This is a genomic window from Chryseobacterium flavum (assembly GCF_003385595.1).
GTDB classification, from domain to species: domain Bacteria; phylum Bacteroidota; class Bacteroidia; order Flavobacteriales; family Weeksellaceae; genus Chryseobacterium; species Chryseobacterium flavum.
The window spans coordinates 295,064-320,244 of sequence record NZ_QNUE01000002.1 but is presented as its reverse complement, the minus strand read 5'-3'; the positions used below and the strand labels follow the sequence as shown (position 1 = coordinate 320,244).

The window sequence follows — 25,181 nt, the reverse complement described above, 5'->3', positions numbered from 1 at the left end:
CTCTGCTTTTTGGGATCTTTGTTCAGGTTTTCATATTTTTAAACCAACTTTTAAATTAAAAAAGTTCGATATCTCTCTTATCATGAAAAAAGAATTACTTATCTGTTTTTTTACAGCTCTGCTTTCCACTGCTAATGCACAACAACATAAAGATGATGTTTTGTCATGGGTGGACCCTTTCATCGGAACCGGAGGACACGGACATACGTTTCCGGGTGCTACAACACCATTTGGAATGATTCAGTTAAGCCCGGATCAGAATACTAAAAGTGGTGACTGGGACTGGTGTTCCGGATACCATTACAGCAGTAAAACCATTATGGGCTTCAGTCATAATCATCTTAGTGGAACCGGATGGGCAGACCTGGGAGATATCCTTGTGATGCCAACTATAGGACAGGTAAAAATGACCCCGGGATCAGAGGAAAATCCTGAGACAGGGTATCGTTCAAAATTCAGTCATGACAGAGAAACCGCTTCACCGGGATATTATTCAGTACTGCTTGACAGCTATGGAATTAAAGCTGAGCTTACAGCCTCCCCAAGGGTTGGATTCCACAAATATACTTTTCCAAAAAGTGATGAATCCAACATCATTATAGATCCTACCAATAAAATATTCGGAAATATTTATCATACATTGGTCAGTATAGAAGGCAATAACAAAATCAAAGGATACTGCTATAGCAATGGTTGGGGAGGAAAAAGATTTGCCTATTTCGTAATGGAGTTTTCCAAGCCCTTTGCATCTTATGGTGTATATGCTGAAGGAAAAATAAAAAATAATGAAAAGATTGCACTTGCTAAAGATGCCAAGGCCTTTGTGAGATTTTCAACAGAAGATCAGGAAAGCATTGAGGTGAAAGTTTCTTTGTCACCAGTGAGTACTGAAAATGCACAATTGAATTTTGATACAGAAGCGAAAAATATAGATTTTGCGAAAGCAAAAGAAACAGCACAAAAAACATGGAGAGATCTTATTGGCAGATTTCAGGTAAAAGGAGGAACAGATAGCCAGCGAAAAATTTTCTATACAGGAGTATATCATACTTTCATTGCCCCTAATCTTTATATGGACACCAATGGAGATTATGTTGCAGCAGAAGAAAATATGAATACCAACTGGTTCACAAACTACAGTACCTATTCTTACTGGGATGGATTCAGGGCTACTCACCCGCTGCTTACGATAATGGATCAGAAGCATACCAGAGAATTTGCAAATTCCCTGATCAGCCGATATACAGACCGCAAAGATCATATGCCTATCTGGGAGCTGTGCGGATATGATAATTTCTGCATGCTTGGTTATCACAGCGTATCAGTAATCTGGGATGCCATTTCAAAAGGAGTTCCGGGCATTGATGCTGAGAAAGCTTTTGCTGCGATGAAAGATGCCTCGCTTACGGATAAAATGAGCAGCAGTGACGGTGGTGGAGGTCTTAATGATTATATCAGGTTAGGATATACACCCTCTGAGAACGGAGCTTCTGTTTCTGCAACCCTGGAATATGCATATGATGACTGGTGTATCCAGCAGCTTGCTGAAAAGTTGGGAAAGAAGGAAGATGCTGAAGTGTATAAAAAACGTTCAATGAATTTCCTTAATACCTTCAATAAAGAAAATAATCATTTCTGGCCAAGGCAGAAAAATGGAAAGTTCTTACCGGATTTCGCATTAAACGACTGGAAAAAATTACAGCCACACTGGGTTTCAGGAAATATCTGGGCATATGACCTTTTTGTTCCTCACCAGATTGATGAGATGATGAATCTGTACGGAGGTAAGAAAGGATTTGAAGATAAACTGGATAAAACCTTCTCAGAGGCTTTGAATATGCAGGGAGAGCAGCATGTTGATATTTCAGGATTCATCGGCTCTTTAGGATTCGGAGATGAGCCGGGACATCATGTTCCATATCTGTATAATTATGCTGGCAGCCCTTACAAAACACAGAAAATGGTAAAATATATCCGTGATAACATGTATGCTGCGAAACCTGACGGAATAGTCAATAATGAAGATTGCGGACAGATGTCAGCCTGGTATATTTTCTCATCATTAGGTTTCTATCCTGTGACTCCGGGTAAACCTGTATATGCAATCGGAGCTCCTCAGTTTCCTAAGGCATCTCTGCAGTTGGAAAACGGAAAAGTATTTACAGTTATTGCAGACAAGATATCTGATAAAAACATCTATGTACAGAAAATATTTCTGAATGGAAAAGAGTATAAAAGCTGGGAACTTAACCACAGTGATATTATGAATGGAGGAGAATTAAGGTTTGTAATGGGAAATAAACCTGTAAAATAAAAACAAATAAAACTAACGAAATAAAGTATCAATGGAAAGGAGGAATTTTATTAAAAAAAGTGCACTCGCAGGGGCAGGATTGCTGTTTACTCAGAATGTTTTTGCAAAAAACCTGATTACAGACAATTTCCCTGTTGTTAGGGTTCCGAAAGATAAGAGACACTTTACAAGTGAATCTGTGGAAAATGCTATCGCAGCTTTTAAGAAGAAAGTTAAAAATAAAGAATTGGGCTGGCTCTTTGAAAATTGCTTTCCTAATACATTGGATACTACCGTTTTTTATAGTGAAACAAACGGACAGCCTGATACCTATGTGATCACTGGAGATATTGATGCGATGTGGCTTCGCGACAGTTCTGCACAGGTTTTTCCTTACCTGCAGTTCTCCGGAAAGGATGAAAAACTTCATAAACTGATCTCAGGAGTTATCCATAAACAGACAGCATTTATCCTTAAAGACCCTTATGCCAATGCATTTTATAATGATGATAAAAAGATAAGTAAGTGGAAAGAATATGATCATACAGATATGAAGCCGGGTACCCATGAAAGAAAATGGGAGATAGATTCGTTATGTTATCCTATCCGGCTTGCCTATCATTTCTGGAAAACGACGGGAGATACCAAACCTTTTGATAATAACTGGCTCCAGGGAATTAAGCTCACTTTACAGACTTTTAAAGAGCAGCAAAGGAAAAATGATCTTGGACCTTATAAATTTGAACGGACTACATCATGGGCAACTGATGGGGTTCCTATGGGAGGATATGGTTACCCAACAAATCCGGTCGGATTGATCAGCTCCATGTTCCGTCCAAGTGATGATGCTACTATTTATGGATTTTTAATCCCTTCCAATTTATTTGCAGTTGTAAGTCTCCGGCAGGCGTCAGAAATGGTAGCTGAGATCAAGAATGATAAATCTTTGGCCCAGCAATTAACAAGCCTTGCTGATGAGGTAGATGCAGCGATCAAAAAATACGGAATCTATGATCATCCCCAATATGGAAAAATATATGTTTTTGAAACCAACGGTTTTGGAAGCTATAACCTGATGGATGATGCCAATTGTCCGAGTCTGTTAGGATTGCCTTATCTGGATGCAGTAAAATCAGATGATCCGGTTTATTTAAATACAAGAAAATATGTATGGTCAAAAGATAATCCATTTTTCTTTAAAGGAAAACTTGCAGAAGGGATAGGAGGACCACACATTGGGCTAGATATGATCTGGCCGATGAGTATTATTATGAAAGCGCTTACTTCAAAGGATAAAAGTGAGATTAAATGGTGTATAGATACTCTTCAGAAAACGCATGGAGGAACAGGCTTTATGCATGAATCCTTCCATAAAGACAATGACAAAAAATTCACCAGAGAATGGTTTGCATGGGCCAATACTTTATTTGGAGAATTATTGTGGAAAACCTTTAATGAAAATCCGGAGCTGCTGACATAATCATCGTTTTATATTGCTCTCATTTTCAGGTATTTTTCTTTAAAAAAGAAAGATGCCCGGGGGGATGCTGTATAAAATTTCAACATCAAAAACATCAAAATAATTTATACAATGAAAAAAAAATCCTTCTTTATTACACTGATTGCAATGATGCTCCAATCAGGTTCTCTGCTCAACGCACAACAGCTTAATCCTGTAGGAATCTGTTATGTGGAAGTGAACAACAACAATATGCTGAATGCAGGGTCGTATACTTTGCAAAACAGTGGAAAACAGCTTTTTGATGTCGCTATTATCTTTGCGGCAAACATTAATTATGATGTTTCAAAAAGCAGGGCATATATTTCCAGCAATAATAACGTTACCAAAGTCCTGAATGATGTAAATACTTATGTAAAACCTCTGCAGCAAAAGGGAATCAAAGTATTGCTGGATATTCTGGGAAATCATCAGGGAGCGGGAATCTCCAACTTTCCTAACCGTGAAGCTGCGAAAGACTTTGCATTACAGATAGCCAATACTGTTTACACCTACGGGCTGGATGGGGTAGATCTGGATGATGAATATTCTGATTATGGAAATAACGGTACCGGGCAGCCCAACAGCAGTTCTTTTGTTATGCTGTTACAGGAGCTTAAAGCAGCAATGCCGGACAAGCTCATCACATTCTATTACCTTGGCCCTGCAACTTCAAGGCAAAGTTACAATGGAGACCAGGCCGGAAATTATATAGATTATAGCTGGAATGCTTATTACGGAACGTACAGTGCACCTAATGTACCGCCTCTTACCAAAGCTAAGCTTTCTGCGGCTGCTACCTGGATACAAAATTCGAACTCAGGTTCTACATCTGCTTCTACCCTTGCCAATCTGGCTACCAAAACAAAGAATGACGGATATGGAGTATTTATGTGGTACGACCTGAATGGAGCCAACAATGCAAGTTATCTGAGTACCGGATCAAGCATTCTGTATAATGAGAATACTGCACTTACCGGTCAGCTTTATTCATGGACGCAGGGACAAACATGTGATCCGCCACTGGGTCTTGAAGCCAACAATATCACCGGAACAACTGCCAGGTTAAACTGGGTCTCCAATGGATCACAAACGTATAATATTGATTATAAACCAGCCGGCTCAGCAACGTGGACCAGCGCAGCAGCCAATTATTCAGGAAATAATATTGTGATCAATAATTTAACCCTTAATACGGAATATGACTGGAGAATACAGAGCAACTGTTCCTCAACATTAAAAAGTACCTATCTTTTTGCTCCCAGATTTAATTCAGGAAATGGATGTGCTACTCCATCAGGGCTTAGCGCATCAAATCTGGGAACTACCACTACACTAACCTGGGGTGCTGTAGGAAGTGCTTCTTCCTATACACTACAATATAAAACCTCTTCAGCTTCAACCTGGACTACTGTTTCCAATATTTCCGGTAATACCTATACACTGCAGAATCTGACAGCCAATACAAACTATGTATGGAAAGTACAGTCTGTATGCGGGGGAACCACTTCAAGCGCTTACTCAGCAGAAACTCCGTTCAATAGCGGTTTTGCCCCTGTGACCAGCCCTGGCCCAAGATCGTTGTCTTTTAACGGAAGTACTCAATATCTTAATGCAGGACAGTTTAATCTTAATGGAAACGCGGTAACTTTTGAAGGCTGGATAAAAGTAAATTCATTCAAAACAGCCTTTCCATATATTTCATCAGTAATAGGAATTGAGGTAGGAGACAATAATTCTGCCATATTAAGACTGGGAGATGCAAACCTTGCCAATAATAAACTGCAGTTTATATTAAGCTTTGGTTCCAGTCAGATAAAGCTGAATGGGAATACAGGTTTAAGTGCCAATACATGGTACCATGTAGCCGCTACTTATGATGGAGCAGCAATGAAACTGTATATTAATGGAAATCTTGATGCAAGTACAACGGCCACAGGAAATTTTACTGCCAATGGTATTCTTTACATGGCCAGAAATTATGATAACTCCCGAACCCTTAACGGACTACTGGATGAATTCAGGGTTTGGAAAAGAGCATTGACAGCTCAGGAAATTCTGAATAATAAATGTAATGTTACAGCTGGTTCGACAGGTCTGGAAGCAAACTGGAAAATGAATGATGGTAGTGGAAATGGAGCTGTAGATGCCGGTTTAAATGGGCATTCCGCGACTTTGATCGGGATGACTGATACCAACTGGAAAACGGATGTTCCTTCATGTTCCTCTTCTTTAACAGCCAGAGAAGCAACATGGAAGCTTGGGGCTGCAGTTGAAAAAGAAAACGGTATTTATCCGAATCCTGTTAAAAGAGGAGATCTTGCTCACTTCAGAATCAACGATAGTTCTGCTTTTGAAATAACATTATATGATGTATCCGGGAAAATAGCTAAAAAACAGAATGTTGACACAGAATATATAACAATCAGTACACAGGAGCTGACTGCAGGTACTTACCTTTATAAAGTAACATCAAAAAATAATCAGATGATCTCATCTGGTAAATTAATTGTGAAATAGACCAGCTGAAAGATAAAAAATTAAATGTGGATTAATAAGGGCAGGCAGAAACGGAAATGAATATAAAAAAAGTATGATGATCATGCTGAGTTATTTATTTTTGCTTTTTGTTTGTCCGTTTTTAATTATCAGTAAAATAAAACTATAAAATGCAGAATATACTTGGAATAGATATTGGAGGATCGCATATAACATTGGCTCAGGTTAATCCTGAGAAAAGAGAAATATTATCCTCTACATATGTCAGAGAACATGTTGACTCCTTTGGGGGGCGTGAAACAATATTTTCTTCATGGATTTCAGCTGTTGAGAAAGCAGCTTATGATCTGAGCAGAAAAGACCTCTTAATAGGAGTTGCAATGCCCGGGCCTTTTGATTATGATAGCGGAATTTCTCTGATGCAGCAGGGAAAGTTTATCGATATTTATCAGGTTAATGTTAAAAAGGAGCTGGCAGAAAGATTATCAATTTCCACGGGACAGATACATTTTGTAAATGATGCAGCCGCCTTTATGGAAGGGGAAGTTTTTGGCGGCTGTGTACAGAACTTTAAAAAGATTTTTGGAGTGACTCTCGGAACAGGGCTCGGGACTACTTTTTATAATGGGGAAATTGCGACAGATGAAGACCTTTGGGATTCACCATTTAAGGAATCAATTTGTGAAGATTATTTGGCAACAAGATGGTTTGTGAACCGCTATGCTGAATTAACAGGTGAAAAGATTTCAGGAACTAAAGACCTGCTGGAAAAGGAACAGGAAATACAAACCCAAATATTTGATGAATATGCTGATTCTTTTGCAGAGTTTGTTGTACAATATGTTAAGGGTTATGAACCGGAAGTTTTAGTTATAGGAGGGAATATCGCAAAAGCTTATCCATATTTTGAAAAAAGATTTATTCACAATTTAATAAAGAACAATATTAACCTACCCATCAGAATTTCTGCTATTTTTGAAGATGCAGCCATTTTAGGAGCTGCCAGTTATGCTTTAAAAAAATCCTGAATACACTAATAAAATGATAATGAAGTCTATACTTTCTACGTACTTTCTCTTGCTGAGTGCTTTACTTTTTAGCCAAAACCCATCTCCGGTGGATTATGTAAATCCGCTTATGGGCACACAATCCAAGCCATCCTTATCAAACGGAAATACTTATCCGGCTGTAGGGTTGCCATGGGGGATGAATCTATGGACTCCACAAACAGGTAAAATGGGTGATGGATGGGCTTATACGTATGATGCAGACAAGATTAAAGGGTTTAAACAAACCCATCAGCCGTCTCCCTGGATGAATGATTATGGAGCTTTTGCAATCATGCCGGGTGTCGGGAAACTAAAGTTTAAAGAAGAGGAGAGGAGCAGCTGGTTCAGTCATAAAGCAGAAATTTCAACACCTTATTTTTATAGTGTTTATCTTGCTGATATTAATGTTACTACAGAGTTTACTCCTACGGAAAGAGCTTCTTTTTTCAAGTTTGATTTTCCTAAGACAGATAGTGCTTATATCGTCATAGATGCTTTGAATAAAGGTTCTTATATCAGGATTCTGCCCAAAGAAAGAAAAATTCTTGGTTACACGACAAGATATTCAACCGGGAAGTATGAAAACTTTAAAAACTATTTTGTTGTTCAATTTGATAAAGATTTTGAACTGGCAAGAACATGGAAAGATAATCAACTGGTTGATGGACAGCTGGAAATAACCAGTGAACATACAGGTGCGGTAGTAGGTTTTAAGCTTAAAAATAAAGAAACGGTGTATGCTAAGGTAGCTTCCTCATTTATAAGTTTCGAACAGGCTGAACTGAATCTTAAACGAGAGATTGGGAACCGTAATTTTGAACAGGTAAAAGCTGATGCTAAAAGTATCTGGAACAAAACATTGGGTAAAATTGAGGTAAAAGGAGGAACAGATCAGCAGATAAGGACATTTTATTCCTCTCTGTACAGGACACTGTTTTTTCCTCAAAAATTATATGAAATTGATGCTCAGAATAAAATCCGGCACTGGAGCCCCTACAATGGGAAGATCCTGGATGGAAGAATGTTTGCGGGAACAGGTTTTTGGGATACATTCCGTGCCTTATATCCTTTCCTGAATCTGGTATATCCAAGCATAAATGTTGAAATGCAGGAAGGGCTGGCTAATGCCTATAAAGAAGGTGGTTTCCTGCCGGAGTGGAGCAGTCCCGGATATTCTGATATTATGATCGGAAATAACTCCGCTTCCGTTGTGGCAGATGCTTATATCAAAGGACTTAGGGGATATGATGTGGAGACCCTTTGGCAAGCAGTAAAGCATGGAGCCAATCATGAAGGACCGATTGAAGCTGTAGGCCGTGCAGGAGTACAATATTACAATACATTGGGTTATGTTCCTTATGACGTTAAAATAAACGAGAATGCTGCCAGAACCCTGGAGTATGCTTATGATGATTTTTCTATTTACCAGCTTGGAAAGGCATTGGGAAAACCTGCTTCAGAGATTGATATCTATAAAAAAAGAGCTTATAATTATAAAAATCTCTTCGATAAGGAAACAGGCCTGATGCGTGGTAAAAATAAAGATGGTAATTTTCAGAAACCTTTTAATCCGTTTAAATGGGGGGATGCTTTTACAGAAGGGAACAGCTGGCATTATACATGGTCTGTTTTCCAGGATATCAACGGGCTTTCAGAATTAATGGGGGGAAGAAAAAAGTTTGAAGCCAAACTTGATGAGGTTTTCTCATTGCCTCCGGTTTTTGATGACAGTTATTACGGAGGAGTAATCCATGAAATCAGAGAAATGCAGATCATGAATATGGGACAATATGCCCATGGGAATCAGCCTATTCAGCATATGATCTATCTGTACAATTATGCTGGTACACCCTATAAAACACAGTATTGGGTGAGACAGGTAATGAATAAATTATATCAGCCAACACCGGACGGATATTGCGGGGATGAAGATAACGGGCAGACTTCTGCATGGTATATTTTTTCAGCATTAGGGTTTTATCCGGTAACTCCGGCAACTGATCAGTATGTTCTGGGAGCTCCATTATTTAAGGAAGCTACAATTCACCTGGAAAACGGAAAGAAAATAGAAATAAAAGCTCCTGAAAACAGTGCAGATAACCTGTATGTGAAATCATTGAATGTGAATCATCAGCCATATTCCAAAAACTGGGTAAGTCACAAAGAACTGATAAAGGGATCTGTTTTAGATTTTAAAATGGATAGTAAGCCCAATACAGAACGGGGATCACAGGAAAAAGACTTTCCATATTCAATGTCAAAAGAATAATCAGATAATAATTTAATTTACAAATACAACCGTATGGATACAGAAAAAAAAGAAATATTCGATAGAGTAGAGAAAATGCTGGAGGCGCAGGGTTTTAATCTTGCAGCAAAAGATGATACAAGACCATGGGGTGGTTTTTTCGTGATTGATGAAAATCAGGCACAGGATTTTGCCAACCAGTATTTTGACGGGATTGATGTGGATGGTTTAAGAATAGGGGGAAAGCTGAGTCCAAAGATTCTTATTGTTGCTCCCGAAGCCAGACTGAGCTGGCAATACCATCACAGAAGAGCCGAGATCTGGCAGGTAGTGGAAGGAACAGTGGGTATTAAAAGAAGTAATACAGATGAAGAAGGAGAGCTGAAAGAATATCATCCGAAAGACCAGGTCAAGCTTCAGCAGGGAGAAAGACACAGGCTGATTGGTTTAGAAGGTTGGGGAGTTGTCGCAGAAATCTGGCAGCACACCGATACAGACAATCCCTCAGATGAAGATGATATTGTAAGGGTACAGGATGATTTTGGAAGATAAAAAAAATCAGCTTCAATATTGAAGCTGATTTTTTTATTAAAATGTAACATCCAGTCCCACATAGAAATTAGCTTTCATTATGGGAGCATATACCATTCCGCCATCAAAATAATTTCCAAATGGATTTCTAAAATCAACAATTGCATTTTTCTGGTAATAAGAGGTAAGGTTTTCACCACCTAGATAAGCTCTGATTTTTTTATTGAAATTTCTTGAAATCTGTGCATTCAGAACGGCATAAGAATCAGAATAGGCCGGAAGCTGGAACTCTGCGGGATTAGTTGTCGTATCCGGCAGCCTTTGCTTTCCTACCCAGTTTAATGTGGTATCAAAACTCCAGAATCCACCTTTATCATTTTTATCAGTTGAGTATGCTAGATTTACAAATCCTCTGTGTTTTGCCATAAAAGGGATTTCCCTTCTTCCTCCGATATAATCTGCCTGTACATCATAGTATTTATAAGCCAGCCTGACGTCAAAATTTTTGAAAGGAGTAAAGTCCCACTGTGTCTGGAAGGAATTGGCAAAAGATTTTCCTTCAAGATTATAAAATGTAAGCTGCTGAGGTGATTTGTCAAGGTCTACCAAAACCTGATCCTGGAAATCTGTCCTGAAAAAATCAGCAATAATGGTTGATTTTCTTCCGAAAAGCTTAAACTCCTGCTGTAAACTTGCCCCATAGTTCCATGCGATTTCAGGTTTTAATCCATAAATATTCCCGCCATTTGGCATAATATTAATGACCCTGTTAGAGGCAAAATATTGTTGATTTTCTGCAAAAACATTTGCTGTTCTGAAGCCTCTTCCTGCAGACAGTCGTAAGATGGTTTGAGGGGTGAAATCATATTTGAAGTTGATTCTAGGGGTAAACTGTGTTCCTGCCAGATTATGAAAATCAGCTCTTGCTCCGGCTACTAAAGTATATTTTACACCTGTTAAGGTGTATTCAGCAAAAATCCCGGGAACAACTTCGTTTCTTTTAAAATTGTTTGTCAGATATGTTTCTTCGTAACCATCATATAAAAAGCTTGCTCCTGCCTTATACTTATGATTGGTGTTTCCCAGAATGCTTTCAAATATCAGATTGGAATAATAAGTATGCTGTTTCCCGTTATAATTTCTAAGTCCGAAAAAACTATCCTGCTGATGATATACATATTGATTCATCCAGCCTATGCTCTGGTATGGTTTTCCTTTAAAAACATAACCTGTTTTATTCCAGACCTGAAATCTTGAAATATCAATGCCAACTCCATAAGGATACTGTTCTTTCTGAGTCAGTCTTTTATCGAAACCGATTTGTCCGGCAGTTCTTTCATCACGAATAAAATTAATTCCAAAGTGAGATCCGAAGCCGGATTTTTCAAGATCGTTATAGTTAAGAAGGTAGGCAGCATTGATTTGAGTTCCTTTTGGCCTGTCAAGGAAGCTGTCATGATTCATATCAGTATTCCCGAAAGTGCCGTTTCCATGAAGTAAAAATGTTTGTGTCCATTGATCATTAATGGGAGAAACACTTGTGATATTAGCTTCAGCCCTTCCATTGAAATCAGAAAAAAGATTCAGCGATGTTTCGGGAGTTTTTGCATTTTTCAGAAGTTCAGTATTGATCTGTCCTGTAATACTTTCATATCCATTGGTTACTGTACTTCCTCCTTTTGTCAGCTGAATGCTTTCAATCCATCTTCCGGGAATAAAATTCAGTCCGTATGCCGATGCCAGTCCCCTGATTTCCGGGAGCTGTTCTTTGGTTAAACTTGTATACTTCTGGTCCAGCCCCAACATTTTCAGCTGTTTAGTTCCTGTAACAGCATTGCTGAACGAAACGTCTACTGTAGCATTGGTTTCAAAGCTTTCTGATAAATTACAGCAGGCAGCTTTTAACAATTCTTTTTTATCAATATTAAAAACAAGTCCTGCCTCTTTTTTACTTAAAGAAGTTGCCGCTTTAGAACCGGTCACTACTACACCCTCAATTTTCTTTTCATGCTGGCCGTGGGACTCAATAGTCTGTTCCTGTGAGGCATTATGACCATCATGTTTTGTCTCCTCTTCATAATGAACTGTAGGATTGGGCTCTCCAAATGTAAAATTCCTGTCATATAAACAACATCCCGGAAGGTTTTTATAAACAGCATCCGAAGCTTTATATTTTTCATTATCGTGACCTGCATCTGCAATACTTTTCAGAATCTTATCTGCTGAAGTATGCAAAGGGTTAAAATTTAGCGTAACAGTCTGATGTTCTGCACTCCATTCTGCTGATTCAGCACCTGCCGCTTGTGCTGCTTTTTCTATTCTCGCTTTACAGGAGGCACAGTTTCCTCTTACATAAAATTCATTCTCTTTTTTAATGTATGCAGTGTGGTGACCATGAGGTTCAGCAGAAGAAGGAACAAGATCTCTTTCGTAATGACAACACCCCGGCAGCTTTTCATAAATATCATCAGAAGCTTTGTATTTTTCATTATCGTGACCTGCTTCAGCAACTTTTTTCAGGATGTCATCAGATGAAACATTGCTGGTGTCTAATGTTAACGTTTGAAGATCAATAGAATATACAGCTGTTTTTGCACCTGCTTTTTTTGCTGCATCTTCAATCCGGGTTTTACACATTTCACAGTTCCCTTTTACTTTGAACTGATTTTCAGAAATATTTTGAGCAAATATAAATTGGGTAAATAAGAATAATGTACCAAGTATTAACCTGGAAATATATAATTTCATTTTGTTTAAAAGTTTAGATTAATTAAAAAACGGTTCATTAAATTGCTAATGAACAAGAGAGGCTTAATTAACCTATTTTAGGCGGCTGCCAGATTTCTTTTAAACGGTCAGACAGATATGGGGCTGAATATTGAAACTGGGAATTCTTGTTCGCTTTATAGTAAGATAGTTCCAATCGTAAATTTTTTGAAAACGGAGTTTCTATAAAAGTATAGCATGCAATACATGATGAACAACAATCATCATTACACGATTTATTTTTATGATCTTTGCTGTTCTTCTCAGTGGAGCGGTGATTACAACAACTACTACTTTTAGATTCTGCCTTGCAGCAGGTTTCCTGCATGGTCTGGGCATAGAAGCTATCCTTAGGAACTAAAAAAATTCCTAAACAAAAAACTATTGCAAATAGGTGAAACAGCTTCATATCTGCAAAAATACAAAATTTATGGCAAAGGATCACCAACTTTTATAGCACAGTTATGCCAGGGTTCACCATGCGCAGGGTTTACATTTGGTTTTTCTCCCATTGCGAGATTCTGAGACGCCGGAGCCGGAATAGTCTGTGCCGTATTTTGAGGCTGAGGTGCCGGAGCAGGCTTACTGTTTAATGGTTGCCCCACGGGAATATCACACCGATGGCCAGGCTGGCCGTGTGGAGGGTTCATTCCGGGAGCTGTCTTTACTTGCTTTCCATTATTATCAATTGCAATCTTTCCGGGAGAAACAGCATTGGGATCAATATTGACAGTACTTTTTCCTCCTGTTGTTATATTTTGTGTTACCGGTGCCGGGCTGCTGTTTAGAGGTTGTCCTACAGGAATATCACAGCGGTGCCCGGGTTGTCCATGAGGAGGATTCGTTCCCGGTGCAGCAGCGATAGGGGCAGGCGAAGGATTAGATTGTATTCCTGCCTGATCCATTAATGATACCTTTGGAGTATTCAATGCAATTTCAGGCTGGGTGCCCGCTTCTTTTATATACGTTGCCCTTTCATCCTTTTTACAGGAAACAATAAGTACTGATACGGTTATTAAACCTAAAAATGTATTCTTCATATCCTCTGGTATAAAACAAAATTAACAAAACATTTTGAATTGTTTTGCTAATTTTATATGGATATTGTATTTTTAGGATTAATTTTTCACTAATAGTCTGAATCCTTCTCCGTGGACATTGATAATTTCCAATCCTTCATCGTCTTTTAATAATTTACGAAGTTTGGCTATATAAACATCCATACTTCTGGCTGTAAAGTAGTTTTCCTTTTTCCAGATCTTTCTTAAAGCAAGATCTCTTGGCATAAAATCATTCCTGTGGATACAAAGAAGTTTCAGCAATTCATTTTCTTTCGGGGAAAGTTTATATTCTTTATCCCCTACTTTTAGTTGTCTTAGCATGGAGTCAAAGAAAATATTGCTGATCTTAAACTGTTCCTGCTCTTCGTTTTCAAGAGTAGAACTCCGCTGAAGAATTGCTTTAATCTTGTATAAAAGAAGTTCAGTATCAAAAGGTTTTGTGATATAGTCATCAGCTCCCAGTTGATATCCTTTCAGGATATCTTCTCTCATATTTCTTGCCGTAAGGAAAATAATTGGCGTATTTTTATCTATCTTTTTTACATCTTCTGCTAATGAAAACCCATCCTTTTTAGGCATCATGACATCAAATATACAGATGTCGAATTCATTTTCTGTAAATTCTTTAAGTCCCTGCTCGCCGTCTGTTGCAAGGGTAACTTCAAAATTATTGATTGTTAAATAATCTTTAAGCACCGCTCCGAAACTCTGATCGTCCTCTACTAATAATATTCTGTTGCTCATAATTTTACTAATTAATAATTAACAATTAAGAATGAACGTTCTCACTCTTTTCTTCTATATTTTGTATTTGATTTGTTACGTTATTTTTTATCCCATCGGAAGTTTTATTGTAAACGTACTTCCTTTGCCTTTATGGGAGTCTACCAAAATCTGTCCTTTATGCAGTTCTACAATTTTTTTAACATAAGAAAGCCCTAAACCCTGTCCTTTCACGTTGTGAATATTTCCGGTTTCTTCTCTGAAGAATTTCTCGAAAATTTTTGTTTTGTTCTGGGTTTCCATTCCCATTCCTTTATCTGAAACTTCAATAACATACCAATGCCCTTCGTTTCTAGTTTCCACATGGATTTCCGGTGCTTCCGGAGAATATTTATTAGCATTATCCAACAAGTTAACCAGCATATTGGAAATGTGGAATTCATCTATTTTAAAAGTATATTGAGTAGCATTGAACTTCTGGGTAAGTGACCCGTTTCTCTGTTCTACGATCAGATTGAAAGATTCTGTAGTCTTCTTAATCAGTTCTCTTACATTGGTTTCTTTCAGGAACAAATTAACTTCATTTCTTTCAAGTTTCGACATATTAAGTACATTCTCCACCTGTTTTTTCATTCTGAGGTTCTCCTGTTTGATCAGTTCTGAATAATATTTTACTTTATCAGGATTTGTTGCAATCTTATCATTAGCCAAAGAATCTGTGGCTACAGAAATTGTAGCCAGCGGCGTTTTAAATTCATGAGACATATTATTGATAAAGTCCGTTTTTACTTCAGCCAGTTTTTTCTGTCTCATCATATAATTGATAGAAATAATATAAATTCCCAGAATAGTAAGCAAAGAAAGAAAAGTTCCCAATAACATAGGCCAGTTGTTCATCGCCAGCGAATATTCTTTTTTAGGAAAAACCAGGGCAAGATTATATAAGACCCGGTCTTTTTTATCAGTAAAAAGAGGAAAGCTGTAGGTGTTGCTGTCTTTTTTTTCTTTATATACTTTATTGGCTACACTGGTAAGTTTATTATCTTTATCTGTTATTCCGTATCCGAATTTAGCAGTAATACCTCTTATTTTCAATTCTTTAGCGATCACTGAATCAAGTACAGCCGGATCCACTCTTTTAGCAATCGGCAGATTGTTTCCGTAAACTTTTACAAATTCCTTAATGGCATAGTCTCCGTTTTCAATATCTGTATTAAGGTCTGCGGTAAGCAGCTCGCGGTTGGTTGTGTCTTTTTTGATTTTATAGGCCGCTTCATCAGTATAGAGAGTCGTTAGCTTTACGGAATCCCCTTTTTGAGAAATAGGTAACTGTGTATTGGATATAATATTTTTAGAGTAAATGATTTGCCTTTGAGTACCTGAATCTTCTACCTGCTGGATGGTTGTTAAAGAGGGCTGGCTGTTGTTGGCAAGAATCGTATTTCTGTTATCTTTATTCAGATATTTGTCGGCTTCAATTTCCTCAATACTCTTTGAAGTATTTTCCAGCGCTGAGTACACCTTATTCGAAAAGTCCTGCTCTAAAGCACCGTAATAGCCTTTCAACCAATAAAATTGGAGTGTAACAAAGACAATCAGCGAAACTGTCATAAACACCGAAATTATTGGGATGAACTTATTATTCATTATTATATTGTATATATTTTAAAAAAATGAATGTTAAAATTAATTGTTTTAAGACAAGCTAAACAAAAAACGAGCCAAAAAAATGTGTTTTTTTTCTTAAAAGAGTGTTTTTTAACAATTATTTATGAATTGAAGGTTACTTGTTATATGAAAACTGTGATTAATAAAATAAATATTTAACTTTATTTAAAATAAGAAGTTATGGAATCTGATATTATTTTCAACAAGGATTTTGATTCAAATAGTGCTTATGTTATGAAAATTTATGATGCTGATGTTTCAAAAATATGGGATTATTTTACCCGGTATGAATTGCTGGATCAATGGTGGGGGCCAAAACCTTGGAACTGTAAAACGATCAAGCAGGAGTTCAGAGAAGGAGGAGTCTGGTTATATGCAATGGTAGGACCTGAAGGAGAAAAGATATACTCCCAATCTAAATATGGTGAAATCATGCAGCATAGAAGTATTGATTGGACTAGTGCATTCTGCGATGAAAGAGGAAACGTCGACATAGAATTGCCAGGCTCAAAATGGCTGATTGGTTTTACCGGAGTAGAAGACGGAACAAAAATAACGGTTAACATACATTACCAGTCTCAGGAAGTAATGAAAAAGATGCTGGAAATGGGATTTGAAGAGGGGCTTAAAATGGGATTGAATCAACTTGAAGAAATCATAAGATAATTCAAGCCTAATTGTAAACTGAATTAATGTATATAAAAACAGGATGCTTCACCCGAAACATCCTGTTTTTATATAATTATAACTTTTCAATACTTATAAAAGTTCCGTCTGTAGGGACAATTTTGTAAACGTCAGCTACAGTGAGGATAGAAACTCCTCCGGAAACCTGTACTTTTAGTTGATCCCCTTTGTCGAACATAGCTAAAAATTCCATTGTTCCCACTCTGTTTGCACCGGCTGTAATTAATATTGCTTCATTCAGGGATACATCGTTTCGGGCCAGTATATTTCCATTTTTTAAAGCTCTGAAAGAAATGACGGGCGGACTTACATGTAAACCGGAGGTTTTTACTTTTAAGCTGATCAGAATTTTATAAAAACCTGATTCTTTAAAAGTAAAATTATTGAAATTGCTGTTGACAGTTCCCTGAGGATTGATAATACCCAATTTGTCGCTATCCAGATTGCTGTTGAAAAAACCAAAAGGAACATCTTTTTCTCCACATCCTATGAGAACACATCCTACAGTTGGATAATCACCTTCTGCTGTTGCAGGATTCATGCTTGCCCGGGTAGTTCTTCCTCCGCTTTCATAAAAGGTTGGTTTCCATTTTTCACCATCATACACTACCACTCTTCGTATATCTTTTTGATACATGATCATTCCCTGCATTGTTGAATCATCATCGAAATGGTCAGCCTGGCTGATATTGTATAAAGGTAATAATGCTTCATTATCAACAGTCGGAATCATCATTCCTTTTGACCGTTCAGAATTGTCTTCCTGATTGACAACACTGAATATTGAACGTGAACTTGGATTTAGAGAACTTCCTACTATAACCTGGGAAAAAAACAGCTTTACAGTTAATAAGAGGAGGATGGTATATATTTTCTGTTTCATGTTATTTTAATTTTTCTATATATAAAAAAGTGTCTTTATCACTCATTTTAAAAGTTACCCCTGTTCCGAGATTTAATCCGGTGTCGGCCTGTATACCAGCCCTTAAGCGGATTTGGTCACCAGCGTGAAAATATTTTGTAATCGAAAAGCTGTTAATGGAATTGGAACTTCCCGCCGTTACGACCAATCCGTATAACAGGAAGCTATTTTCATGGATCTTTTGCCATCCATCTCCGGAAGCATTGGTATAAAGAGCCTGTAATGATATAATGGTAGCAGCATTTCCTACAGACAGACCTCCGGCGCTGCTTGTTTTGACAGAAGGGTTTATCCGGTAAAAGCCGTCTGAAGGAATTGTAATTTCTCCGCTTGGATTGATGATTAAGCCCAGGTTATTTATATTATTCCTGTCCATATCATTCAATATATTAAACTGTAGGGTAGGGCGGCCTGTAATGCCTAATACATTGGCAACTACCTGATCAGAAGCATTGGATCCCAGAATACTCACATTGGTATAATTCTTAAGGCTTTTTTCTGTTGCAGGCATCCATCGGTACCCGTCATATTTTACCACATCTTTTATTTCCTTGTTGTAAAATACCAGGCCGTTGTCTTCATTCCTGTTTTCATACAAATCAGATTCTGAGGCATTATAATTGGGAAGTTCTGTGTGATTTTCCACAACAGGAAGCATGATCCCTTTTGTATGATGTTCTACCTGTAAGATAGCTCGCGGATGGATAATGTCAGGCCTGTTTCCGATTTTTACCTGGGTGTAACCCCGACCTGATAGAGCTGTTAAAATAAAGATGGATAGGGTAATGTATTTTTTTATCATTTTAATCACTTACTTTGGTAAAAATTATTTCTCTTGGATAGTATTTGGCGATATTGGTTCCTGTTGCTGCGGTGAGTGTAACTACTACAGAAACCGTGGCAAGGGGAGAATGTATTCTGGAAACAATATAGTCCCCTGGGTTTAAGCGTATTCTGGTTGTAGTAAATGCTGCGGTGTTAGTATCTCCCCCGATTCCCAGAATCCCATAATAATCAGGAAAAAAAGTAGTGAGTTTGGCTTCGCTGTAACTTCCGTCACTTTGTTTCAGATATGCTCTTAGCTGGTATTGAGGTCCGCTTGTTAAAGAAACAGCACCTCCTGTTTTAGAAGGTACATTTAAGTAAATGTCATAAACGCCCGGTTCATTGATGATAAATTTTGCGTTATCAAAGCTTTTATTTCCATACAGACCACCTCCGGGAACTATGGCTGCCTCTCTTGTAATATTAAGATTATTATAAGACAGAATACCATCTACAGGAGCGCTGAAGCCAAGTCCTACATGGCGTCCGCATCCCAGCAGTACACATACTACACTTGTTTCTTCGTTTGAAGTCGAGAGAAATCTTGATTGATTAAGCTTAAAATCTGAAGCTTCGGGTTGATGATTCCACTTTGTTCCGTCATAAGAGTAAAAGGTAGAATGTGTTTTTTCGAACATCAGCATTCCCGTCATATTTGCGTCGGCAGCAGGAGGATTATAAAGAGGAAGATGATCTGCAGAGGATACTTCGGGAAGCAGCATCCCCATACTTTTCCCTTCAAATTTACCATCCGCCTGTAAAATAGCTCTGTTATGAATTTCAACGGTCTGGTTTTTTGAAATTCCAACTTGTGAAAAAGCTAAATTAACAATAAGCAACATCAAAGATGTGTTAATTTTTCTCATGGTTTGATTTCTATTTAAATTTTATCTGTTCTTTTCAGATGATTTTAATACATAGGTTTTTGCTTAACTTTTACCAAAAGTTTTTCCTTCCGGTCCCATGTATAGACCGGTAATTTTTTACCGTGTATTCGCTTTATCTTTTTTGAAAACTTATATTTATAGTATAAGCTCCGAAAGATTTGGCCATAATATTCTGAGGGAAATTAGCTGTAATAAAAGGCTAAAAGAACGTGGCCAGGAGCCTCTAAAGTACAAAACAAAAGTGGTATTATCCCCCTGTTATGGGATAAATTGTGTTTTTTTATAAACAAGAGGAAGACCTGCTTTTAGAAATCTGGTCTGAGGCCGGGATAATGGTTTGGAAATGAATGTTTTTAAAATAGGTAAGGCTGTATTCCATCCATTCTTTATGGTTTGTTTTTTTTTCTTATTCATAAAAAAAACGGGCAAAAAAGCCCGTTTTTAGGTATGTTTGGGAAGTATTTAGTTTATTTGCTGTCCCCAAAACTATTGTTCAGCCTGATAAAAATTCATTTTTTTATTCAGTTTAAATAAGTTCTTCCTCCTGAAAATAATGAATAATTGCCTTTTTCATGAGTATGCTTTGCTCATTTGGTTTTAATTCAGGAAGGTCTTCCAGCTTTTCAAAATGTGGCCATCCGTCCTCATAATGGGTGAATTTATAATAGCCAAACGGTTCAAGTAATCTGCATACAGCAATATGGATCAGATTTACCTTATCGTCTTTTGTATATTTTTGCTGGCCGCTCCCCAGTTCCTGCAGTCCGATTAAGAATAGCAGGGTTTCAATAGGCGGATTTTTTTCAGTTTCGAAATTTTCCTCGAAAAACTGTTCTATTTTTTTCCAATATTCGGATTCATTCATATAGTTGCTAATGATGGTTAATAATTAATTACGGCGTTAAAAGGAAAGATATAAACTTTACCATTTATTTGCCTTTATAACTATGAAATACGATCAATTTTTAATAAAAAAGCATATTCCAGTGCATCTTCCTTCAAAGATTCGAACCTTCCGCTGGCACCACCATGTCCGGAACTCATATCTGTTTTAAAAATAAGGATATTTTGGTCTGTTTTTAATTCTCTGAGCTTTGCAGTCCATTTTGCAGGTTCCCAGTACTGTACCTGTGAGTCATGAAATCCTGTTGTGATCAGCATGTGGGGATAATCTTTAGCTTCTACATTATCATATGGAGAATAATCCTTCATATACTGATAATATTCTTCATCGTTTGGATTGCCCCATTCATCATATTCCCCAGTAGTTAAAGGAATGCTGTCATCCAGCATGGTTGTTACCACATCTACAAAAGGGACCTGTGCTACAATTCCGTTGAACAACTGTGGCTCATAATTAACAACTGCACCTACTAAAAGTCCCCCGGCACTTCCTCCCATCGCATAAAGATGTCTGGATGAAGTATAATTTTCTCTGATTAAATATTTTCCTGCATCAATAAAGTCAAAGAATGTATTTTTCTTAAACAGCATTTTTCCATCCTCATACCATTCTCTTCCCAGGTATTCCCCGCCGCGGATATGGGCAATGGCGTAAATAAACCCTCTGTCCAGGATGGATAATCTGACATTGGAGAAGCTGGCATCAACTGTATGTCCGTAACTTCCGTAACCATATAAAAGAAGAGGTGTTTCAGGTGATTTTCTGGTATTTTTGTGGTAGACCAATGAGATAGGGATTTTTGTTTTTCCGTCACGTGAATCAGCCCATATTCTTTCCGAAATATAATTTTCAGGGATAAAATTACCACCTAAAACTTCCTGCTGTTTAAGAAGCCGGGTGGTTTTTTCCTTCATATTGTATTCATAAGTTGAGCTTGGCTGTGTTAATGATGTATAGCCATAACGCAGGATTTCTGTATCAAATTCGAGGTTGATCCCAATGTACGTTGTATACGTTGGGTCTGAAAAAGGCAGATAATAGGATTCCTGTGTTTTTTCATCAATAATCCTGATCTGAAGCAGGCCTCTTTCTCTTTCTTCAAGAACAAGATAATCTTTAAAAATTTCAAACCCTTCCAGCAAAACTTCAGCACGATGAGGTATAACGTCTACCCAGTTTTCCATGCTGCAGTTATTGATCTTTGTTTTTACAATTTTGAAGTTGGTGGCATCATCAGCATTTGTGATGATATAAAATTCATCTTCATAATGTTCTACAGAATATTCAAGATCATCAATTCGCGGTTGAATCACAGTCCATTCAGCAAAGACATTATCAGAAGGAATAAAGCGGTGCTCATCAGAAATTGTGCTTGAACTTGCGATGAATATATACTGTAACGATTTTGTTTTAAAGACGTTAACATCAAAAGTATCATCCTCTTCATGGAAAATGAGAATATCTTCGGAAGAATCAGTTCCCAATTCATGCCTGTAGACTTGGAATGCTCTGAGATTTTTGTCTTTCCTGATATAGAAGACATGTTTATTATCATTTGCCCAGACCGTCTTTCCTGTTGTGTTCAGAATTTTATCCTCGAGTATTTCCCCTGTTTCCAGGTTTTTGAAGTTTAAGGTATAAATTCTTCTTCCTACATTGTCTGTTGAGAAAGAAGCGAGCTGATTATCAGGGCTTACGGCAACACTGCCTACTTCAAAGAAGTCTTCTCCTTCTGCCAGTAAATTGACATCAAGTACAATTTCTTCCTGATTGTCCAGGCTTTTATGTTTTCTGCAGAAAATAGGATATTCTTTGCCTTCTTCGTAGCGTACAATATACCAATATCCATTAAAGAAGTAGGGAAGAGATTCGTCATCTTTTTTATAGCGCGCCTTCATTTCTTCAAAAAGTTCTTCCTGAAGTTCTTCAGTATCCTTCATGATGAATTCTTCGTAGGCATTTTCTTCCTCAAGATATTTGATGACTTCAGGATTTTCTCTTTCGTTAAGCCAGAAGTAATTATCAATCCTTTTATCGCCGTGGGTTTCTAATATTTTTTCTATTTTTTTTGCCTGTGGAGCTTTCATCAGAATATTTAATTTTCTTATTACATCCCTAAATGTACTGTTTTAACACTGTTTTTCATGGATGTTTGATACAATATTAATTTTTGTTCAAATTTAGGTAAAAAAAAACCATCTCTCCTTTATTGAAAAGATGGTTGGTTGTATTTTATAATAAAGACTATTTATGAAGTGCTTTAATATATTTTTCCAGAGCCATTGTCATGGATGGTGTTTCTTTTGTAGGAGCCATTAAATCTACTTTTAACCCTGCTTCTTCAGCAGCAGCCAGGGTGGTGTTTCCAAAGACCCCGATTTTTGTTTCTTCCTGTTTGAAATCAGGGAAATTCTGCTGTAAAGATTTAATTCCCTGCGGACTGAAGAAAATTAACATATCATAATCTTTAATGCTGATATCTGTAAGATCACTGCATACGGTACGGTACATAATCGCTCTTGTCCAATCTACATTAGCAGAGTCTAAGGTTTTTACAATATCCGGACTTAAAACATCTGAAGAGGGCAGCAGATATTTTTCGGTAGGAAATTTTTTGAAAAGAGGAAGCAGGTCTGAGAAGTTCTTTTCTCCGAAACTGATTTTTCTCTTTCTGTACACGATATGCTTTTGTAGATAGTTGGCAATGGCTTCAGACTGACAGATGTATCTCATGGTATCCGGAACTGCAAAGCGCAGTTCTTCTGCTAGTCTGAAATAATGATCAATTGCATTTTTACTGGTAAAAATAATCCCAGTATATTGCGTCAGATCTATCTTCTGAGTTCTGAGTTCTTTATTGTCAACCCCTTCGACATGGATAAAAGGACGGAAATCAATCTTTATTTTTTCCTTCTTCGCTATATCCAGGTATGGAGAAGACTCACTAGGCGCTGGTTGAGAAACCAATATAGACTTTATTCTCATCATTGACACTTATTAAAAAAATAACAACTTCCAAAGCAATAATAATGGTGCGATTTGGAGGGTGCAAATATACAAAAATTTATAATACCATTTCTCAGGAAGAATCTTGTTCTTGTGAAATAAATAGAAAAAAACTTTGAAAATGAACACAAAAGAAAAGAAGATGAAATAGTAGAGGAATATTTTATTTCTGTCAACAGGGAAGTAATAATGGGCTACACATAAGATTATTAACAAAAATGACAAAATAAAATAAAACTTGGTAGAGGTAAAATAAAAGACCGGCCATTTTTTTCCGTCACCTATGCTTTGATAAAACAAAAATCCTAATGAGGATCTTATCAGATAAAAACAGAGAACAGCCAATAAAGTATAACCGAATTTATTAAGCTGGTAACCTAAAAGTTGCAGGTCTGCTATATATTTGGGGACAACCGGAATATATTGAGAGATCAGAACTGACAATGTTAGCGTTGTTACACATGAGGTAATGATCCAGCTCGGGAGGTTGTTGCTCGCATCAAAATATTTCTGAAGCAGAAAATCTTTTAAACTGGCATCCCTTTCTACGATATTCATCATAAAAACATATAAAAAAATGCATCCTAAGAGAATAAAAATTACCCAATCATTATTTTCAGGTATTCTTACATGATTTATAAAGTTTTGTGACGATAGCAAAATTTTAATATTTTAATTTTTATTTAACCACAATAACACATCCTGGCACAGATTTTATTTTATTGCATCATCTGTGGCTAAAAATATTTTCCCCAGTTGCAATGAAATGATCAGAATATCCGGAATTAAACTCAAGCTAAACTGTTCAATCTGTGAGATATATTTTTTTGCAAAATTATAGATTATTTTGTATAAAATAAAAAGGTTAAATAAACTATCTTTGCAAACTGAAATGAAAAAACTAGTCATTATTCCAACTTATAACGAAAAGGAAAATATTGAAAATATAATTTCCGCAGTTTTTGCATTGGAAGATGAGTTTCATATTTTGGTGGTAGACGATTCTTCTCCGGACGGTACTGCTGAAGTGGTAAAAGAACTGCAGAAAAGATTTCCACATTATCTGCACTTGTCTGTAAGGCATATTAAAGATGGTTTGGGAAAGGCTTATATCCATGGTTTCAAATGGGCAATCGAAAATAAATATGATTATATTTTTGAGATGGATGCTGACTTTTCACATAATCCCAATGATCTGCCTAAGCTGTATGAAGCCTGTCTGTATGCAGATATGGCCATAGGGTCCCGTTATTCAAAAGGGGTAAATGTGGTTAACTGGCCTATGGGAAGGGTGTTGCTTTCTTATTTTGCCTCAAAATATGTAAGGTTTATTCTGGGACTTCCGATCCATGATACTACAGCAGGTTTTGTTTGCTTCTCAAGAAAAGTGCTGGAGGAAATTGGTTTGGATAATGTGAAACTGAAAGGATACGGGTTTCAGATAGAAATGAAATTCAGAGCTTATAAGAAAGGCTTCAAAATTGTAGAAGTTCCTATTATATTTACAAACAGAATTTTGGGAGAAAGCAAAATGAACGGAGGAATTATTCATGAAGCGGTTTTTGGTGTTTTAAACCTGAAATGGAAATCATTGATTAACAGACTATGAAGGCC

The 25,181-nt window shown here is 37.1% G+C and carries 19 protein-coding genes; 8 read left to right on the top strand and 11 right to left on the bottom strand.

Annotated elements, in window-relative coordinates; genetic code table 11:
- Positions 1 to 82 precede the first annotated feature (82 nt).
- From DRF59_RS03530 to DRF59_RS03505, 6 genes are all read left to right on the top strand, one after another.
- A complete protein-coding gene (locus tag DRF59_RS03530) occupies positions 83 to 2,314 on the top strand; it encodes a GH92 family glycosyl hydrolase (RefSeq protein ID WP_241505470.1) in 2,232 nt (743 codons plus the stop codon).
- Between the two features lie 31 nt (positions 2,315 to 2,345).
- Positions 2,346 to 3,773 carry a glycoside hydrolase family 125 protein gene (locus DRF59_RS03525; protein WP_115956901.1) on the top strand — a complete coding sequence of 476 codons (1,428 nt, stop codon included), beginning with the start codon at positions 2,346 to 2,348 and terminating at the stop codon, positions 3,771 to 3,773.
- Between the two features lie 111 nt (positions 3,774 to 3,884).
- Entirely contained in the window at positions 3,885 to 6,311 is a 2,427-nt protein-coding gene (locus DRF59_RS03520; protein ID WP_115956900.1) for an endo-beta-N-acetylglucosaminidase H, read from the top strand.
- Between the two features lie 149 nt (positions 6,312 to 6,460).
- Complete coding sequence (locus tag DRF59_RS03515; RefSeq protein WP_115956899.1) at positions 6,461 to 7,318, top strand: ROK family protein; 858 nt, start codon at positions 6,461 to 6,463, stop codon at positions 7,316 to 7,318.
- 19 nt (positions 7,319 to 7,337) lie between these two features.
- A complete protein-coding gene (locus DRF59_RS03510; protein ID WP_115956898.1) occupies positions 7,338 to 9,608 on the top strand; it encodes a GH92 family glycosyl hydrolase in 2,271 nt (756 codons plus the stop codon).
- Between the two features lie 33 nt (positions 9,609 to 9,641).
- Positions 9,642 to 10,139: a cupin domain-containing protein gene (locus DRF59_RS03505; RefSeq protein WP_115956897.1), complete on the top strand. Its 498-nt coding sequence runs from the start codon at positions 9,642 to 9,644 to the stop codon at positions 10,137 to 10,139.
- Between the two features lie 36 nt (positions 10,140 to 10,175).
- On the opposite strand, the gene DRF59_RS03500 is transcribed toward DRF59_RS03505, so the two are convergent.
- The 4 genes from DRF59_RS03500 to DRF59_RS03480 form a co-directional block, all read right to left on the bottom strand.
- Complete coding sequence (locus DRF59_RS03500) at positions 10,176 to 12,866, bottom strand: TonB-dependent receptor domain-containing protein (protein WP_185144898.1); 2,691 nt, start codon at positions 12,864 to 12,866, stop codon at positions 10,176 to 10,178.
- Positions 12,867 to 13,312: 446 nt separating this feature from the next.
- The gene (locus DRF59_RS03490; protein WP_115956895.1) at positions 13,313 to 13,924 is read right to left on the bottom strand and encodes a hypothetical protein; all 612 of its coding nucleotides are present in this window, start codon (positions 13,922 to 13,924) and stop codon (positions 13,313 to 13,315) included.
- A gap of 78 nt (positions 13,925 to 14,002) precedes the next feature.
- Positions 14,003 to 14,689 (bottom strand): response regulator transcription factor, encoded by a 687-nt coding sequence (locus DRF59_RS03485; protein ID WP_002982671.1) that lies wholly within the window; start codon positions 14,687 to 14,689, stop codon positions 14,003 to 14,005.
- 87 nt (positions 14,690 to 14,776) lie between these two features.
- Positions 14,777 to 16,315, bottom strand: a complete 1,539-nt coding sequence (locus tag DRF59_RS03480) for a sensor histidine kinase (RefSeq protein ID WP_115956894.1) — start codon at positions 16,313 to 16,315, stop codon at positions 14,777 to 14,779.
- A gap of 201 nt (positions 16,316 to 16,516) precedes the next feature.
- Here DRF59_RS03480 and DRF59_RS03475 point away from each other — a divergent pair, with 201 nt between their 5' ends.
- Positions 16,517 to 17,002 (top strand): SRPBCC family protein, encoded by a 486-nt coding sequence (locus DRF59_RS03475; RefSeq protein WP_115956893.1) that lies wholly within the window; start codon positions 16,517 to 16,519, stop codon positions 17,000 to 17,002.
- Positions 17,003 to 17,078: 76 nt separating this feature from the next.
- Here DRF59_RS03475 and DRF59_RS03470 read toward each other — a convergent pair whose 3' ends face one another.
- The 7 genes from DRF59_RS03470 to DRF59_RS03440 form a co-directional block, all read right to left on the bottom strand.
- A complete protein-coding gene (locus DRF59_RS03470) occupies positions 17,079 to 17,906 on the bottom strand; it encodes a hypothetical protein (RefSeq protein WP_115956892.1) in 828 nt (275 codons plus the stop codon).
- 1 nt (position 17,907) lies between these two features.
- A complete protein-coding gene (locus DRF59_RS03465) occupies positions 17,908 to 18,747 on the bottom strand; it encodes a hypothetical protein (protein ID WP_115956891.1) in 840 nt (279 codons plus the stop codon).
- A gap of 1 nt (position 18,748) precedes the next feature.
- Entirely contained in the window at positions 18,749 to 19,636 is an 888-nt protein-coding gene (locus DRF59_RS03460; protein ID WP_115956890.1) for a hypothetical protein, read from the bottom strand.
- Between the two features lie 547 nt (positions 19,637 to 20,183).
- Positions 20,184 to 20,522: a hypothetical protein gene (locus tag DRF59_RS03455; protein ID WP_115956889.1), complete on the bottom strand. Its 339-nt coding sequence runs from the start codon at positions 20,520 to 20,522 to the stop codon at positions 20,184 to 20,186.
- Between the two features lie 80 nt (positions 20,523 to 20,602).
- Positions 20,603 to 22,648 carry a S9 family peptidase gene (locus tag DRF59_RS03450; RefSeq protein ID WP_115956888.1) on the bottom strand — a complete coding sequence of 682 codons (2,046 nt, stop codon included), beginning with the start codon at positions 22,646 to 22,648 and terminating at the stop codon, positions 20,603 to 20,605.
- Between the two features lie 157 nt (positions 22,649 to 22,805).
- Positions 22,806 to 23,546: a uroporphyrinogen-III synthase gene (locus DRF59_RS03445; RefSeq protein WP_115957025.1), complete on the bottom strand. Its 741-nt coding sequence runs from the start codon at positions 23,544 to 23,546 to the stop codon at positions 22,806 to 22,808.
- 12 nt (positions 23,547 to 23,558) lie between these two features.
- Positions 23,559 to 24,227: a DUF4271 domain-containing protein gene (locus tag DRF59_RS03440; protein WP_115956887.1), complete on the bottom strand. Its 669-nt coding sequence runs from the start codon at positions 24,225 to 24,227 to the stop codon at positions 23,559 to 23,561.
- A 232-nt stretch (positions 24,228 to 24,459) separates the two neighbouring features.
- Between DRF59_RS03440 and DRF59_RS03435 the strand changes: the two genes are divergently transcribed.
- On the top strand, positions 24,460 to 25,176 hold the full coding sequence (locus DRF59_RS03435) for a polyprenol monophosphomannose synthase (protein WP_115956886.1): 717 nt from the start codon (positions 24,460 to 24,462) through the stop codon (positions 25,174 to 25,176).
- The last annotated feature ends 5 nt before the right edge of the window (positions 25,177 to 25,181 follow it).

Coding starts and splice junctions, on each gene's coding strand:
- DRF59_RS03530 (WP_241505470.1), top strand. CDS start 83: ATGAAAAAAGAATTACTTATCTGTTTTTTTACAGCTCTGCTTTCCACT.
- DRF59_RS03525 (WP_115956901.1), top strand. CDS start 2,346: ATGGAAAGGAGGAATTTTATTAAAAAAAGTGCACTCGCAGGGGCAGGA.
- DRF59_RS03520 (WP_115956900.1), top strand. CDS start 3,885: ATGAAAAAAAAATCCTTCTTTATTACACTGATTGCAATGATGCTCCAA.
- DRF59_RS03515 (WP_115956899.1), top strand. CDS start 6,461: ATGCAGAATATACTTGGAATAGATATTGGAGGATCGCATATAACATTG.
- DRF59_RS03510 (WP_115956898.1), top strand. CDS start 7,338: ATGAAGTCTATACTTTCTACGTACTTTCTCTTGCTGAGTGCTTTACTT.
- DRF59_RS03505 (WP_115956897.1), top strand. CDS start 9,642: ATGGATACAGAAAAAAAAGAAATATTCGATAGAGTAGAGAAAATGCTG.
- DRF59_RS03500 (WP_185144898.1), bottom strand. CDS start 12,866: ATGAAATTATATATTTCCAGGTTAATACTTGGTACATTATTCTTATTT.
- DRF59_RS03490 (WP_115956895.1), bottom strand. CDS start 13,924: ATGAAGAATACATTTTTAGGTTTAATAACCGTATCAGTACTTATTGTT.
- DRF59_RS03485 (WP_002982671.1), bottom strand. CDS start 14,689: ATGAGCAACAGAATATTATTAGTAGAGGACGATCAGAGTTTCGGAGCG.
- DRF59_RS03480 (WP_115956894.1), bottom strand. CDS start 16,315: ATGAATAATAAGTTCATCCCAATAATTTCGGTGTTTATGACAGTTTCG.
- DRF59_RS03475 (WP_115956893.1), top strand. CDS start 16,517: ATGGAATCTGATATTATTTTCAACAAGGATTTTGATTCAAATAGTGCT.
- DRF59_RS03470 (WP_115956892.1), bottom strand. CDS start 17,906: ATGAAACAGAAAATATATACCATCCTCCTCTTATTAACTGTAAAGCTG.
- DRF59_RS03465 (WP_115956891.1), bottom strand. CDS start 18,747: ATGATAAAAAAATACATTACCCTATCCATCTTTATTTTAACAGCTCTA.
- DRF59_RS03460 (WP_115956890.1), bottom strand. CDS start 19,636: ATGAGAAAAATTAACACATCTTTGATGTTGCTTATTGTTAATTTAGCT.
- DRF59_RS03455 (WP_115956889.1), bottom strand. CDS start 20,522: ATGAATGAATCCGAATATTGGAAAAAAATAGAACAGTTTTTCGAGGAA.
- DRF59_RS03450 (WP_115956888.1), bottom strand. CDS start 22,648: ATGAAAGCTCCACAGGCAAAAAAAATAGAAAAAATATTAGAAACCCAC.
- DRF59_RS03445 (WP_115957025.1), bottom strand. CDS start 23,546: ATGAGAATAAAGTCTATATTGGTTTCTCAACCAGCGCCTAGTGAGTCT.
- DRF59_RS03435 (WP_115956886.1), top strand. CDS start 24,460: ATGAAAAAACTAGTCATTATTCCAACTTATAACGAAAAGGAAAATATT.